Raw genomic sequence first — 14,813 nt, forward strand, 5'->3', positions numbered from 1 at the left:
CCATATCTACTTGCCAAAACCTCCCCTATACTTGTACTTGCAAGTCACAACAGATTGGAACTGCCAGACAGGACCAACGAAAATCACATAGGAGGAATACGTATGAACTATCGTAATATGGCGAAAAAAGTAGCTGTCGTATCACTCAGTACTGCGATTTTATTAGGAGGGGGCGCAACAACATTCGCGTCAGGTCAAACCCCTTCAGATTTTAAAGAAACGTACGGAACTTCACAGATCACGCGCTACGACATGAAGCAGATGATCAATCAACATAACGATCCAAAATATACAGTGCCAAAATTTGATGCATCTACGATTAAGAACGTAGAGTCAGCTAAGAAGGTTGACGAGAACGGCAAACAGATCGACATGGATGTTTGGGATACATGGCCACTTCAAAACGCGGACGGAACGGTTGCTGAATACAAAGGCTACCACATCGTTTTCGGTCTAGCAGGTGATCCGAAGAACCCGAACGACACGTTCATCTACATGTTCTATAAAAAAGCGGATGATCAATCAATCGATGCTTGGAAAAATGCAGGACGCGTCTTCGAGGACGATGACAAGTTCAAAGCAAATGATAAATACTTAAAGCATCAATCTGAAGAGTGGTCTGGTTCTGCAACGTTCACTTCTGACGGAGAAGTTCGTTTGTTCTACACGAACCGTGAAGCATTCAAGCCAGATCAAGATCGTTTCGGAAAACAGACGTTAACAACAGCGCAAGTTAACCTTTCTCAACCTGATAACAAAACGCTTGAGATCGACGGTGTAGAAGATTACAAGTCTATCTTTGAAGGCGGAGACAGCAAAATGTACCAAACGGTTGAAAAAGCGTTCGGTGGCGGAGACTACAACGATAACCATACGTTCAGAGATCCTCACTATATTGAAGAAGATGGACGCAAATATTTAGTATTTGAAGCGAACACAGGTACAGAAACAGGTTACCAAGGAGAAGAATCTCTATATAACCAAGCATACTACGGAAAGAGCAACGCTTTCTTCCAAGATGAAAAGAAGAATCTTCTAGCATCTGATAAGAAAGAAACGGCTAAAAAAGCGAACGGTGCGATCGGAATCATTGAGATCAACGACGATTATTCTGTGAAAAAAGTGATGAAGCCACTAATCGTATCCAACACTGTAACAGATGAGATCGAGCGACCGAACATCTTTAAAAAAGATGGGAAATGGTACCTCTTCACAAGCAGCCGTGGTGCTAAGATGACGATCGACGGCATCGATGACAGAGACATCTATATGCTTGGGTATTCAGCTGATTCTCTAGACGGTCCTTTCAAACCGTTGAACAAAACAGGTATCGTACTGCACCAAGACCAAGATCCGAACGACATCACTTGGACGTATGCACACTACGCGATTCCACAAGAAAATAGCGACAATGTCGTTGTAACAAGCTACATGACAAACAGAGGCTTTTTCGAAGACCGCAAATCAACGTTTGCACCAAGCTTCGAGATGAACATCAAAGGCCAGAAAACATCTGTTGTGAAAAATAGCATCCTTGAACAAGGACAACTAACGAAGTAAAGATTTCTATCAATCAATTTTCGACCTACCCTACACATCAACCAAAAGGAAATGCCAGAGATGGCATTTCTTTTTATTTAGGGATTACTAGGAGGTTAAGCCATGTATAAGAATGACAAATGGCCATTATTATTTATTCTAAGTTTACTGGTTGCAGGCATGTTTCTGGTGAATCATCTGATGGATGAATCGAGTAAGCCTGTTCCGAAAAAGGAGAACGACCCATCATACCGTGCGGATTATCATTTTACAACGCCTGATAAGTGGAAGAATGATCCTCAGAAACCGGTCTATTATAAAGGGAAATATCACTATTATTATCTATATAACAAAGATTACCCAGACGGAAACGGAACAGAGTGGCGCCATGCAACGTCAGAAGACCTTGTGAACTGGAGGGATGAAGGCGTGGCGATTCCGAAATTTACGAACGATAACGGAGACGTTTGGTCAGGTTCTGTAGTAATCGATAAAGAAAATACGGCTGGGTTCGGGAAGAATGCGTTTATCGCGATCCTCACACAGCCTTCAAAAGACGGAGGAAAACAGAAGCAGTTTCTTTGGTATAGTACGGATGAAGGAAAGACGTTCAAGCCTCATGGCGAGGATCCCGTTTTAGATAACCCGGGAACGAAAGATTTCAGAGATCCTAAAGTGATCTGGGATGATGAGCGGAATAAGTGGATCATGCTGATGGCAGAAGGGACGAAGATCGGTTTTTATGAGTCTGATGATCTGAAAAACTGGAGATTTACGAGCGGTTTTCAAACGAAAGATATTGGGTTGATCGAATGCCCCGATCTCTTTTTGATGCGTGGTGAAGATGGAACGCTGAAATGGGTGCTCGGTGTGAGCGCGAATGGCCTCTCGTCTGGAAAACCCAACACATACGCGTATTGGACAGGAGATTTTAACGGAGAGTCGTTTGCCGTTGATCATGAAGATCCAGAGTGGCTGGATCACGGCTTTGATTGGTATGGTGGCGTGACGTTTGATGAAGGAGAGAAGAGTAACCCTGATGCGAAAAGATATGCGCTCGCTTGGATGAACAACTGGAGCTATCCGCATGAAACGCCGACGATGAAAGAAGATTTTAACGGTATGGATTCCGTGGTGCGTGAACTTCAGTTGAAACGAGATGCTAACACGGATCGATATTATTTAGCGTCACAACCGGTTGCAGCATTAGATAACTTCACGAGTTATAGGGATTTCTTCCAGCAGATTAAAGTGGATGGAGAGAAAACGCTTGATGTATCTGGAGATTCATACGTGTTAGAAACAGATATCAGTTGGGAAGACAGCAAGAATATCGGCTTAAGACTTCGTGAGTCCGAAGACAAGAATCGTCATATTGATGTTGGGATTCATGCAGAAGGGCAGTTTTCTTATGTGAACCGATCCGCTTCAAACCAACCGGATAAAAGTGGACAATATGTAGAGAGCAAAGCGCCATTTTCTTCTGGAAAGCAAAACGTTCACTTGAAAATTCTTGTAGATAAGACAAGTGTGGAAGTGTTTGTAGATGATGGACGAGTCGCGCACTCAAGTCTAGTGTATCCAGAGCATAATGATCAGGGAATAACGCTATTTTCTGATGGTGGAGAAGCTATTTTCGAAAATTTACAAGTTAAACATATAGATTGAGTGTGATTTTTGTGTGAAAGCGGGTTCCGTAGATTATGTTTGCGTGGGTTGTAGGTGGTTATGTGTGGTTTTCAGGTGGTCGTAGGGTGTTTACCGGTGGTGCAAGCATCGTTTCAGGTGGTCAGCAGCCATTTACAGGTGGTCAGACACCATTTACCGGTGAACGTGTAACAGTTATAAAAACACGTACCGTAAAACGACCCACAACACAAAAGTAAAGCAACTTCCTAAGCGAAGTTGCTTTTTTTATATAACAAAAAGTCTAGCAACACACCTTCCCGGAAGTAAATGTAAGATTTATAATAAAATCACAGACAGAAAAAAGGGGACATGAGGATTATGACAGACATTCTATGGACGATCTATCTAGGGATTATAGGTGCTTTTGCCATCGGCTATTTCATCAAAGGCGGATACAAGACACACTCAGCAAAATTAGACTTCGTCATCTCAATCATCACGTGGATCGGATTATTTGGTTATGTAACGAGCAATGAGCTCTTCACACCACTTCTATGGAAATTTGTTTTCATCGGCGGATTGGTGTGGGATCTAGCGTATGGACTTAAAAAATTTAATGAAGACGCGAACGAGATTCCTAGAGCCGCTCGCCCAGTGGTATTCGGTATTACGGCATTAATTATGATCGGCCCACTTTATTATGGGCTGTTCCGTTACGCGTTTTAACAATAAGGGAAGGTAGATGTTTAGTATTAATACGAATAAAGAAGCGATTCATCAGCTAGAAGAAAATAATTTAGATCAAGCGATGAAACTATTTCACAAAGCTGTACTAGAAAAGAGAGATGTTCAATCGCTAACGAACTTAGCTTGGGTTTTATGGCATGAAGAAGATGATCTGGAGCGGGCCTTGTTACTTGCATCCGAAGCTATAAATCTTCATCCAACTTCACATTTTCCATATAGCTTGTGTGGGGAACTGCTTATAAACAGTGAGCGTTATGAAGAAGCATTGCCGATGTTGCACCAAGCAATCTCGATACAACCAACGAACACCACCTATCATAATCTCGGTGTGGCTTATTATTATCTTAGTGAAAAAGAAAAAGCGGCCATTCATTTTGGACTAGCAGCAGGTAACTCAGATTACTCCCTTAACAATCAAGTAAAATGTTTGATTGAATGTGGCCAATCAAATGAAGCTATAAAATTACTCGGTACTTTTGATGAGTATGCAGATGACTTTATAGGTGCCGTCGATCTAGCTGATTTATTCGTTGAGGTGAAACTATACCAAGAAGCTGCTCACTGGTTTGAAAAAGGATGGGACAATTACTATAAACAGGCTGATTGGGTTGCGAGGTACATCTATTCTTTATCTCAAATAAACCAAGAAACAAAAGCGAATCAAATAAAAAACGAGTTTCTTCGTTTCATAAAAGAAGAACTGCTAGATGAAGAAAAAGAGGAAGTAGATGAAGACTATACTGAACAAGATAAACAGGAAAACATCATTAAGATTATGACTGAAATAAAAGAGTTTAAAATCATGCTTGATAACCTTAAGGTTGGAATTCTGCCGCCTTTTACTCTTGAGCCTTCACCAGAAAGAGACTGTTATCTTTTCGGCTGCGAACGCCATCAACATCCTGAATATAAAGACTCGTGAGACGAGAGGCTCTTTTCCATAGAGTCTCTTTTTTATGTCCAAAAGAAATCCGTCATGTATTGAACAAGCCCTCCATATAGTAGTAATAATCATCATACAATTGGCTTCTTATGTGAGAAATGCCTTTGATTAGAGGAGGGGTCGAATGCTTCATATTGTGGCTTGCATCAAGCAGGTGCCGGATACGAAGATCATCAAGATGAACCCGAAGACGAATACGATGGACCGCGCGAGTGCTCCTGCGATACTAAATCCATACGACGCGCATGCGGTGGAAGAAGCGGTGCGTCTGAAAAAGAGATACGGAGGAACGGTTTCGGTGCTGACGATGGGTCCTCCACCAGCCGTAAAAGCGATCAAAAAATGCATTGAGATCGGGGCAGATGAAGGCTACATGATCTCGGACCGAGCGTTTGCAGGTGCGGATACGCTTGCGACGAGCTACGCACTCACGAAAGCAATAGAGAAAATCTCGCAAATTAAGCCTGTCGACCTAATCATCTGCGGAAAGATGACGATCGACGGTGATACGGGACAAGTTGGGCCAGGCATCGCACGCCGGTTAGACATGCCTCCGCTCACTTCCGTTAATAAGGTAAAAGAGATCAACTTGGAAGAAGGGTATGCAATCGTTCATCGAAAACTGGAGGACGGATATGAAGTGATTCAATCAACGATGCCGTGCTTGATGTCGGTGGAAAAAGAGATCAACGACGTTCCGTATTCGTCGATGACGAACATGCTGAAAGCGGCTCGCTATCAGCCGGTGATCTGGGCGGTCGCCGATCTAGAGGATGTGGAGAGAACACAGCTCGGACTGAAAGGCTCACCGACGATCGTTTCAAAAGTGTGGGCACCAACAAAACCGAGTGGCGGCCAGATGCTAGAAGGGGATGCAGCTCAGCAGACGGAACAGCTGCTGAATCTTTTGTTAGAGAAAAAAGAGCTTTTTGCGGTGAAGGGAGGATCTGGCGTTGAGCTTTGAGGATTATTCAGGCATTTGGGTTTTTATTGAGGTAAAAGACGGTGAGGTCGTTCCTGTTTCGCTTGAGTTGTTAGGGGCTGGAAAAGAGCTTGCGGAAAAACGTGGTACCGAGCTTGCTGGCGTATTGATCGGAGAGAACGTCACACATCTCGCCGATACGCTTTTTGAATACGGAGCGGACACGGTCTATGTGTATGACGACACTATTTTTAAAAACTACCGAACCGAATCGTACATGAAGGCATTGTTGGAATGCTGTCAAAAGCATAAGCCTGAAGTTATTTTATATGGTGCCACCTCAACTGGTAAGGACCTCGCAAGTGCCGTTGCAACGGACCTTCCAACAGGACTCACTGCCGATTCTACGATTTTAGATATAGAAGAAGACACAGGATTGTTGCTTGCTAGCCGACCAGCGTTTGGCGGTAACATCATGGCAACGATTCTTTGTAAAAAGTATCGACCGCAGATGGCGACAGTACGGCCAAAAGTGATGAAAGCACTCACGCCTGAACCTGGCCGAACGGGACGCTTAATCGAAGAAACAGCTTCTATAAAAGAAGAAGACATCCGGACGAAGGTGCTTGAGATCGTACAGTTTACGACACAGAAGGTTCGTATTGATGAAGCGGATATTGTTGTGGCTGGCGGAAAAGGGTTGGGCAGTGAGAAAGGATTTCAGGTTGTTCATGATCTTGCTGAAACGCTTGGGGGAGCGGTTGGCGCAAGTCGTGATGTTGTTGAAGCCGGATGGGTCGAGCACCATCACCAAGTAGGGCAGACAGGGTTAACGGTCACGCCAAAAATCTATTTTGCGATCGGCATTTCTGGAGCGATTCAGCATATTGTTGGGATGCAGAATTCGGGACTGATCATTGCGATCAACAACGACCCTGAAGCAGCAATATTCCAATCGAGCCATTATGGCATTGTTGGGGATGCCTTTGAGATCGTACCGCTTCTGATTCAACAATTTAAACAAGCGTTTAACCAGGAGGTGGTGGATCATGTCTGAAAAGTTTGATGTAATCGTTGTTGGTGCAGGTCCGGCCGGCATTTCCTGTTCGTATGAACTAGCGAAAGCAGGCGTGAACGTATTACTCATCGAACGCGGAGAGTACCCGGGCTCAAAGAACGTGATGGGCGGTGTGCTTTATCGAAAAATGATGGAAGACGTGATCCCAGAGTTCTGGAAAGAAGCGCCGCTCGAGCGACCGATCGTAGAGCAGCGATTCATGATGATGGACAAAGAATCTGCGGTAACAGTCGGGTACAAGGGGATGGAATGGGGACAGGAGCCGTACAACAACTTTACGGTACTGCGGGCAAAATTCGATCAATGGTTTGCGGGGAAGGCTGTTGAGCAGGGAGCTCTTTTGGTGAACGAAACCGTTGTTCTAGAGTGTATCGTTGAGGACGGGAAAGTAGTTGGAGTACGAACGGATCGACCAGACGGTGACCTGTACGCGGACGTTGTCGTGCTGGCAGATGGCGTAAACTCCCTGTTAGCCAAATCGCTCGGCTTTCATAAAGAATTTCGTCCAGATGAAGTGGCCCTCGCTACGATGGAAATCATCAAGCTCGACAAGAAGACGATCGAGGACCGATTTAATCTAGAAGAGAATCAAGGTACGACAATCGAGCTTTTTGGTGATGCGACAAAGGGAATTCTCGGCACAGGATTTCTCTATACAAATAAAGACACGTTGAGCTTAGGCGTCGGTTCACTTCTATCTGGCTTAATCAAGCATAAGATTAAACCATATGAGCTGTTGGAGTATGTGAAGAATCATCCGATGATACGGCCGTACATCGCGGGCGGTGAGCCAGTCGAATATTTGGCGCACATGATTCCAGAAGGTGGCTACAAATCGATGCCAAAAGTAGCGGGCAACGGGGTGCTCGTTGTTGGCGATGCTGCTCAGCTCGTGAACGCCATCCACCGAGAAGGATCGAACCTTGCGATGAAGTCCGGTCAGTTTGCAGCTGAAGCGGTGCTCCTTGCGAAGGAACATGACGACTATTCGGAAACAACACTTAATCATTATAAAACGCGTTTGATGAGCAGTTTTGTCGGTCAGGATATGAAAAAGTATAAAGATTCGACGCATCACTTTGATAAGTTTCCTCAGTATTTTGATAAGTACATTCCGATGGTGAACAAGGCGGCGAGCCAGATGTTTACGGTCGATGGCTCATCAAAATGGGAGAAACAGAAGAAAATTTGGCGCGATGTAGGAACGGCTGGAGAGAAATTCAAACTAGCTCGTGACGCATACCGGGCGTGGAAGGTGATGAAGTAAATGAGCGAAAGAAAGTGTCAGAGCATCGAAGAAAAACAGTATCTCGTTCGTTTTAACGCAGACACGAAGTCACATCTCACCGTTATGGATGCGGATGTTTGTCTGAACCATTGTCCTGATAAAATCTGCACGATCTTCTGTCCGGCTGAAGTGTATAAGTGGGAAGAGATTCGGATGCACGTCGGGTACGAGGGGTGTCACGAGTGCGGAAGCTGCCGAATCGGTTGTCCGCATCAAAACATAAAGTGGGAATATCCAAAAGGCGGGCATGGGATTGTGTTTCGTTTGGGGTAATAGGGTGGAAAAGGAAGGATGACCTGGGGTAGAACCAGGTTATCCCTTTATTGTGTTTGGAATGACGGTGATTCTTTTTGTAGCAAGGAAATAAGCGGCAACTCCATAACAAAGTAAGAAAAACGCGAGAATTCCATAAGCTGCTCCTTCAAAACCACGAATGAACTCTAAACTCACATATAAAATGACAAAGGAGCTAATCACGATTAACAAACATGGCACAAGTTTTATGAACAAAGAGACGTTCTTTTTTCTTAGCCACCAGGTGAGAAAGAGGACGACTACCCCTGGGACTGAGCTAATAAGAAAAGGCATTCCAAAAAACATGATAAATTCCTCCTGCTACTCTACTTGGTTAAGGTTTTGACCAGAAGATATGCATGCCTAGATAAAAGAGAGCGGCAAAGATTATGAATCCAAAAACGAGAGTTGTAGCAATTCGCTTTGATAATCCATTTTCCGCGTAAAAAGCCAAGAACAAAGATAAGACGATAAACGTGAAAAAAATAGGAAACATATAGTCCCCAATGAATTGGCTATATGCAGCCAGAATGATTGGAGATCCCGCAATTAATAAAGAAAGAATTGAAAGTATACCAGCATTTCTTTTTAACACCATAAAATCACTCCTCACAATCAAGTTTAACTTTTATTTCCAATTATCTTTTATTATACATAATTTTCCTTTAATTTGTATTGATGAAATTGAAAGAATACAACAACTTTAACGTTGGATAACGACGCCTGCCTGCGAAGTTGGCGTTGCGTGTAACGGTAGTACTTCTGAGCAAAACAGATGTTAGTTGGAGTGAACTCTTGAAGTATCTGCGTGAAACAGCACACAGTTGGAGTGAAACGACTGTAGGATTGAGCGAACGTGTAATAAATATAAGAACACGTACCGTAAAAAAAAGCAGCTCATAACTTTCCTTGTAAGTAACATATTAAAATTACTAGTCAGTATAATTTTTACTACAAAGCAATGTGTTTTTGTGCTTAAAATCTATAATTGATACAGGTAATCTATCAAATTAAACAACTGTTTAAAAATATTATTATTACCTCTCTTAATACGACAAATATTTTACCGATATAGAATATGTAAAGTATTTTCGATTTATATACAAGGAGAGTTTCTATAAATGGACGCCGTTTCAAGTACATATCACATTCCGCTTGTCTCTCTATCGATCATTATTGCAGTCATTGCTTCTTATGCTGCGTTGGATCTAGGGATTCAGGTACAGAAAACAAGATCATACGCACGGTACATTTGGATGATCTCGGGAGCTTTTGCGATGGGAATGGGCATCTGGGCCATGCATTTCGTGGCGATGCTTGCTTTTCACTTATCCATCACAGTCACCTATGATATAACACTCGTCATTGTTTCAATCATTCCAGCGATCCTATCATCCGGAATCGCTCTCTATATTATCAGCCGCCCTGTCATGGGGAAGAAGCAGGTATTGTTAGGAGCTCTTTTCATGGCAACGGGTATCGTTTCCATGCATTACACAGGCATGGAAGCGATGAAGATGAACGCTGAAATACAGTACAATCCATTTCTATGGACGCTTTCAGCAGTCATTGCTTTTGTCGCATCAGTCGTAGCTTTGTATCTACTTTCGTTTGTTAGCCAAAACTATAAAACAAGTAAAATATGGCTCGTGAAGTTAGGAAGTGCGGTGCTCATGGGTATCGCAATTTCTGGAATGCACTACACGGGTATGTCGGCTGCTAGTTACAAAGCGCATCAGCATCACACGGATCTAGCATCAACACCGTTTAACAGCACGCTTTTAGCTTATGCGATTGGGATAGTTATTCTCATTTTGCTAGGGATGGTGTTCATCAGCACGTTCATCGATCGAAGGTTTGAGTATCAGTCGATTCTATCAGAAAGAAAGTTCCGCTCTGTTATTGAGTCTGCCAACGATTCTATTATTCTGTCAGATCGAACAGGAACCATTATTTCGTGGAATAAAGGAGCAGAGCTGATTTTTGGTTTTACCGAAAAAGAAGCACTAGGGAAAAATCTGCAGATCATTATACCGGACAGGTTTAAAATTGCTCATCAGCAAGGGATGGAACGTTATCTTTTATCTGGAGAACCAAAAGTGATCGGCAACACGGTTGAGTTAGAAGGACTTCGAAAGGATGGGAGTGAATTTCCGATCGAATTGTCACTTGCAGCATGGCAGGAAGATGATCAAGTTTATTTCAGCAGCATCATTAGGGACATTACGGAGCGAAAAAGAAACGAGAAAAAGATTAATCAAATGGTCTACCGTGATCCGTTAACGGGTCTGCCGAATCGACTTCTGTTGAACGACCGTCTTTCTCAAGCACTCGAACTGGCAGATGAGAACAAGCAGACGATTGGAATCATGTTCATTGACCTTGATCGATTCAAGTATATCAATGATACTCTTGGGCATGCAGTCGGAGATCAACTGTTGATTGAAATTGCAAAACGCATCCAAGCATGCGTAGGAAAGAACGACACGGTCTGCCGCCAGGGAGGGGATGAATTTATCGTCCTTATACCAAATACTACAGCAGATGAAGTCTCAAAAATCGCACAGCAAATCGTCGATCTGTTCAGCAGCTCTGTTATGGTCAATGAGCAAGAGCTCTTCGTGACTCCTTCAATCGGAATCGCCATGTACCCAGGAGATGGCCGCGATATTGAAACGTTGATCAAAAATGCGGACACTGCGATGTATCGAGTGAAAGAACAAGGGAAGAACAATTTTCAATTTTATACCCCTGAGATGAATGAGGCTGTTACTAAAAAAATGAAGCTTGAGATCGGCCTGCGAAAGGCACTGGAACGCGATGAGTTTAAAATTGTGTATCAGCCTCAGATCGATGTGGAAACAGGCGGAATCATTGGAGTTGAAGCACTTTTGCGCTGGCATCATCCGGAATGGGGAACGATCTCACCGGCAGAATTTATTCCGATTGCTGAAGAAACAGGATTGATTCTACAAATTGGAGAATGGGTACTTCATGGCGCTTGTCGTCAAAATAAAGCGTGGCAAGACGCAGGATACGCACCTTTACGGATGGCAGTCAACATTTCATCGCGTCAGTTTCAGCAGAGTGATCTCGTTGAGCGGGTGAGTAGAATTCTTAGAGAAACAGAGCTTGATGCTCAATATTTAGAGCTCGAGCTAACAGAAAGTATCATTCAAGATTCGAAGTATGCTGTAGCGAAAATGCATAAGCTAAAAGAGATGGGAATTCATCTGTCAATCGATGACTTTGGAACAGGCTATTCGTCGCTAAGCTATCTAAAGACATTCCCGATTCATACGCTAAAAATTGATCAAAGCTTTACGCGTAACATCTATGCAGATTCGAAAGACGCGTCACTCGTAGAAACAATTATCGCGATGGCTCACAACTTGGATTTGAAGGTAATAGCAGAAGGTGTGGAGACGGAAGAACAGCTTCAGTTTCTACAGCAAAAGCAATGTAACGAGGCGCAAGGGTATTACTTCAGCCGGCCGATTTCGGCGGAAGATTTGGCGGAGATTCTTCAGGAGCGTTACGTTAGTGAAATGTGTTAAGTTTAACGTTATAAAAAAAATAACAACGAAAACCCCACCTCACAAACTGAGGTGGGGTTTTTAAGTGATAAAAATCAGAATTGTGTTACAATTAGAAGCCAATACTAGGGAAGGAGAAACGAAATGAAGATCAAACAATTTTTTTCTTATTTTTGTATTTTCTACTTAAGTATTTTAGCAACCACTAATGAAGACCTGAAGAGTTCTTTTAGTGCATTTAGTGCTGGTCTTTTCTTATTTGATATGTTGGTGTTATTCTCGACACTATATTTATTATACGTTGTGAAAAGTTACTTTGAATTACAAGGAATATCTAAAAAAGAGTCTCTCATTTATGCTTTTTTATCATTATTCCTATGTTTTATCTTCGTTTATCTTGTTCAACGATAGAATCGGTTACAACACTATATATATGTCACGCCTAAGTCATACATCTTCCTCATGGCTTCCATGGCGGAACTATAGTACATGCTAGCCTGTTTGTATTTCTGGTGATCCTCAAAGTATTTTCCAAGTATCGGATAATACTCTGCTAAAAAGATCCACTCGTTTCTCTTTTTAAAATAAGGAATCATTTCTTTTATCATAAATTGAACGGTTTGCTCATTTAGTTTCCCATATGTAAATAGATCTTTGTAATAAAGGAAATGCAGTTCATATCCTCTGTAAATGGGGTTATCTTTCAACTGATCCATCCAAGTGCTCAATAACTGTAAGCCTTTTTCAGGTTGGTTGGTTTTTTCATAACTTTTAATGAGTGCATAGATTGTCATAATCTTAGCGATAAAAGGTTCCCCTTCTTTCGCTTGTAAACTTCGAGCAAACAGTTCGATCGCCTTTTCCGTTTCACCTTTATGATTCGCAATACTACCTAAATTATGGTAGACAATCCCTTTAATCACTTCATCACCAAACGAATTAGCAATGGTTTCGGCAAGGAGTAATTGTTTAATAGATTCGTCAAAATTTTTAATTCTCGTTTGGACGATTGCAAGTATAATCCTACAATCTGCACACCTTTTAAAGAAATATGTTTTTTCAAATATAGTCAGAGCCAACTGAGTATATTCTAAAGCGGTGATGCTTTTAAAGAGTTGATTTGCTGTAAGGCCAATCAAATAAAGCAAATAGCCTTTTTCCCATTCCTGAAAACGATGTTCTTCTAACAATTTTTCAGCTTTTAAAGCATAGCTATGCGCGTCTTCAAATTCCTCTATAAAAAAACTGAGCTGTGATCTAGCTAGAAGATAGTAAAACGCTTTTTCCCCTTTGATCACATCGTCAATATAAGCAACTTCATCTAACATCTCTTGAACTTCATGTGTTTCCTGAGTGGTCATCATAATGTACATGCTCTTAAAAATCTTGGTCAGAATATCCTCTTCAACGGATTGTGAAGGAAGATTAAATAAATTTTCATATTTCTGCTTTGCAGTTGGATAATCTCTCTTATATAAAGAATAGAAAAGGTCTACATAGTTTTGCATGATACTTTTTTCATTTTTAGTATGTAATCTTATACCTAAACGTTCAGCTAAAAGCCGCTGAATTTCCTCTGAAGGTTCAGTGACTCCGTTTTCTATCTTACTTAAATAAGGAACAGAACATATCCCGGCAGCGAGTTCTTGCTGGGATAAGTTTTTGACTCTTCGGAAATATCGAATCTTTTCTCCTAAGTTCATATTTGTTACCCCGCTTTTCTATAAATGTCATTTACAAATACTAGAAAGTATATAAGTGAAATAAATCCCTTCTATAAATATACCTGAACTTTAACTGAAAGAGGAAACTAGACTTAAATTATTGTAATTTAACCTCTAAATCCCTTCATGTTTCCCAATTTTTTTGACGAATATATTAGGTATAATTAACTATAGAAACTAACGACTAGGGTGAAAGCTATGACTATTGAAAGAGGCGATCTTGTAAACTATCATGATGAATTACACAAAGTGCTACATGTGTATTCTTCAGACTTTCTTGAGATTCGAAAAGTAAATGAACCTTACGTACCCCGTGTTATTTTGGTTCATAAATCAGAAGTTACTGTTCAACTATAATTTACGATTACTAATAGATGAAAAAAAGACTCAGCTTTACAATAAGCAGTTAGATGATTATATGAATGGTCGCTCCTTAAATTATGGAGCGACTTCTTTTGAATATTGTAATACAAAGCTTTTAAGTTACGTGCTTTTAAAATTAGTTACGCGTTTGCATAGATTTCTTATTTTACGCACATATTCATATTATCTGCGCACATATCGACTTAACTCTCACTCTTTTCGACATGGCTTATGCACACATACCTCATTTTGATCAAACTCAAAAAAGACTCTCAAATGAAAGTCTTTCTATTTTTCCATGTTTGTATTAAGTTTTCATGATAGTCTTTCGGTTTTTCAATAATAAACCATTCCACAGAATGTGAAGTTGCAGGCATCATTTTTTTGTGTCTTTCTCTGATTGTTTCGTGATGAGAGTAGCATGGATAGATAACAGTAGAGCGCGTAGAAGTAACCGAACTTTTGAAAAACGTAATACTCTCAATTTCACTCCAGAGAATTTTGTTTCCTTTTAAATTGATCACAACGCCTTCAGCATCCCAATAGAACCCTCGGTTATTTCTTCTGTTTTGAAGTAGATAAATAGAATAACCAATAAGTAAAAATGAAAAAACAAATAAAAATATGACTGCAGGAAGATGTTTATACATCTCTTTTATATCACTAAACGGGAGCAATAAGATGATTACTCCTGCTGTCATCAAACTTATTATCGGAAACCAAGAAACTTTATACGTTAAAGATTTCATC

The 14,813-nt window shown here is 41.3% G+C and carries 15 protein-coding genes; 11 read left to right on the forward strand and 4 right to left on the reverse strand.

Going from position 1 to position 14,813, the window contains the following annotated elements; all coding sequences use genetic code 11:
• Positions 1–102 precede the first annotated feature (102 nt).
• The 9 genes from HU823_RS07720 (at position 103) to HU823_RS07760 (ending at position 8,419) form a co-directional block, all read left to right on the forward strand.
• On the forward strand, positions 103–1,560 hold the full coding sequence (locus HU823_RS07720; protein ID WP_197221681.1) for a glycoside hydrolase family 68 protein: 1,458 nt from the start codon (positions 103–105) through the stop codon (positions 1,558–1,560).
• A 102-nt stretch (positions 1,561–1,662) separates the two neighbouring features.
• Positions 1,663–3,207, forward strand: a complete 1,545-nt coding sequence (locus HU823_RS07725) for a glycoside hydrolase family 32 protein (protein ID WP_197221682.1) — start codon at positions 1,663–1,665, stop codon at positions 3,205–3,207.
• 35 nt (positions 3,208–3,242) lie between these two features.
• Complete coding sequence (locus HU823_RS07730) at positions 3,243–3,425, forward strand: hypothetical protein (RefSeq protein WP_197221683.1); 183 nt, start codon at positions 3,243–3,245, stop codon at positions 3,423–3,425.
• A 121-nt stretch (positions 3,426–3,546) separates the two neighbouring features.
• Entirely contained in the window at positions 3,547–3,894 is a 348-nt protein-coding gene (locus tag HU823_RS07735) for a hypothetical protein (protein ID WP_197221684.1), read from the forward strand.
• A 16-nt stretch (positions 3,895–3,910) separates the two neighbouring features.
• Positions 3,911–4,837, forward strand: a complete 927-nt coding sequence (locus tag HU823_RS07740; protein ID WP_197221685.1) for a tetratricopeptide repeat protein — start codon at positions 3,911–3,913, stop codon at positions 4,835–4,837.
• A 145-nt stretch (positions 4,838–4,982) separates the two neighbouring features.
• Positions 4,983–5,822 (forward strand): electron transfer flavoprotein subunit beta/FixA family protein, encoded by an 840-nt coding sequence (locus HU823_RS07745; protein ID WP_197221686.1) that lies wholly within the window; start codon positions 4,983–4,985, stop codon positions 5,820–5,822.
• Entirely contained in the window at positions 5,812–6,837 is a 1,026-nt protein-coding gene (locus tag HU823_RS07750; protein WP_197221687.1) for an electron transfer flavoprotein subunit alpha/FixB family protein, read from the forward strand. Before HU823_RS07745 ends, HU823_RS07750 begins: the two co-directional genes overlap by 11 nt.
• Positions 6,830–8,125 (forward strand): FAD-dependent oxidoreductase, encoded by a 1,296-nt coding sequence (locus tag HU823_RS07755; protein ID WP_197221688.1) that lies wholly within the window; start codon positions 6,830–6,832, stop codon positions 8,123–8,125. The genes HU823_RS07750 and HU823_RS07755 overlap by 8 nt, the downstream gene beginning before the upstream one ends.
• Positions 8,126–8,419, forward strand: coding sequence for a ferredoxin family protein (locus HU823_RS07760; protein WP_066398362.1), 294 nt, complete (start codon positions 8,126–8,128; stop codon positions 8,417–8,419).
• A 39-nt stretch (positions 8,420–8,458) separates the two neighbouring features.
• On the opposite strand, the gene HU823_RS07765 is transcribed toward HU823_RS07760, so the two are convergent.
• Together HU823_RS07765 and HU823_RS07770 are read right to left on the reverse strand one after the other, a co-directional pair.
• Positions 8,459–8,746: a YesK family protein gene (locus HU823_RS07765; protein WP_197221689.1), complete on the reverse strand. Its 288-nt coding sequence runs from the start codon at positions 8,744–8,746 to the stop codon at positions 8,459–8,461.
• 28 nt (positions 8,747–8,774) lie between these two features.
• The gene (locus HU823_RS07770; protein WP_197221690.1) at positions 8,775–9,038 is read right to left on the reverse strand and encodes a hypothetical protein; all 264 of its coding nucleotides are present in this window, start codon (positions 9,036–9,038) and stop codon (positions 8,775–8,777) included.
• 523 nt (positions 9,039–9,561) lie between these two features.
• Between HU823_RS07770 and HU823_RS07775 the strand changes: the two genes are divergently transcribed.
• Positions 9,562–11,997 (forward strand): bifunctional diguanylate cyclase/phosphodiesterase, encoded by a 2,436-nt coding sequence (locus tag HU823_RS07775; RefSeq protein WP_197221691.1) that lies wholly within the window; start codon positions 9,562–9,564, stop codon positions 11,995–11,997.
• 404 nt (positions 11,998–12,401) lie between these two features.
• Here HU823_RS07775 and HU823_RS07780 read toward each other — a convergent pair whose 3' ends face one another.
• The gene (locus HU823_RS07780; RefSeq protein ID WP_197221692.1) at positions 12,402–13,679 is read right to left on the reverse strand and encodes a helix-turn-helix domain-containing protein; all 1,278 of its coding nucleotides are present in this window, start codon (positions 13,677–13,679) and stop codon (positions 12,402–12,404) included.
• Positions 13,680–13,898: 219 nt separating this feature from the next.
• Between HU823_RS07780 and HU823_RS07785 the strand changes: the two genes are divergently transcribed.
• Positions 13,899–14,057, forward strand: a complete 159-nt coding sequence (locus HU823_RS07785; protein ID WP_153237240.1) for a hypothetical protein — start codon at positions 13,899–13,901, stop codon at positions 14,055–14,057.
• A gap of 278 nt (positions 14,058–14,335) precedes the next feature.
• Here the strand turns inward: HU823_RS07785 and HU823_RS07790 are convergent, their stop codons facing one another.
• Positions 14,336–14,812: a hypothetical protein gene (locus HU823_RS07790; protein ID WP_197221693.1), complete on the reverse strand. Its 477-nt coding sequence runs from the start codon at positions 14,810–14,812 to the stop codon at positions 14,336–14,338.
• Position 14,813: the final 1 nt, after the last annotated feature.

It is taken from the genome of Fictibacillus sp. 18YEL24 (genome assembly GCF_015903855.1).
Classification (GTDB): domain Bacteria; phylum Bacillota; class Bacilli; order Bacillales; family Fictibacillaceae; genus Fictibacillus; species Fictibacillus phosphorivorans_C.

What these genes read in the sequence shown, in the direction of transcription:
- HU823_RS07760 (WP_066398362.1), top strand. Translation starts at nt 8,126, where the DNA reads ATGAGCGAAAGAAAGTGTCAGAGCATCGAAGAAAAACAGTATCTCGTT.
- HU823_RS07780 (WP_197221692.1), bottom strand. Translation starts at nt 13,679, where the DNA reads ATGAACTTAGGAGAAAAGATTCGATATTTCCGAAGAGTCAAAAACTTA.
- HU823_RS07770 (WP_197221690.1), bottom strand. Translation starts at nt 9,038, where the DNA reads ATGGTGTTAAAAAGAAATGCTGGTATACTTTCAATTCTTTCTTTATTA.
- HU823_RS07730 (WP_197221683.1), top strand. Translation starts at nt 3,243, where the DNA reads ATGTTTGCGTGGGTTGTAGGTGGTTATGTGTGGTTTTCAGGTGGTCGT.
- HU823_RS07785 (WP_153237240.1), top strand. Translation starts at nt 13,899, where the DNA reads ATGACTATTGAAAGAGGCGATCTTGTAAACTATCATGATGAATTACAC.
- HU823_RS07790 (WP_197221693.1), bottom strand. Translation starts at nt 14,812, where the DNA reads ATGAAATCTTTAACGTATAAAGTTTCTTGGTTTCCGATAATAAGTTTG.
- HU823_RS07765 (WP_197221689.1), bottom strand. Translation starts at nt 8,746, where the DNA reads ATGTTTTTTGGAATGCCTTTTCTTATTAGCTCAGTCCCAGGGGTAGTC.
- HU823_RS07725 (WP_197221682.1), top strand. Translation starts at nt 1,663, where the DNA reads ATGTATAAGAATGACAAATGGCCATTATTATTTATTCTAAGTTTACTG.
- HU823_RS07745 (WP_197221686.1), top strand. Translation starts at nt 4,983, where the DNA reads ATGCTTCATATTGTGGCTTGCATCAAGCAGGTGCCGGATACGAAGATC.
- HU823_RS07735 (WP_197221684.1), top strand. Translation starts at nt 3,547, where the DNA reads ATGACAGACATTCTATGGACGATCTATCTAGGGATTATAGGTGCTTTT.
- HU823_RS07755 (WP_197221688.1), top strand. Translation starts at nt 6,830, where the DNA reads ATGTCTGAAAAGTTTGATGTAATCGTTGTTGGTGCAGGTCCGGCCGGC.
- HU823_RS07720 (WP_197221681.1), top strand. Translation starts at nt 103, where the DNA reads ATGAACTATCGTAATATGGCGAAAAAAGTAGCTGTCGTATCACTCAGT.
- HU823_RS07740 (WP_197221685.1), top strand. Translation starts at nt 3,911, where the DNA reads ATGTTTAGTATTAATACGAATAAAGAAGCGATTCATCAGCTAGAAGAA.
- HU823_RS07775 (WP_197221691.1), top strand. Translation starts at nt 9,562, where the DNA reads ATGGACGCCGTTTCAAGTACATATCACATTCCGCTTGTCTCTCTATCG.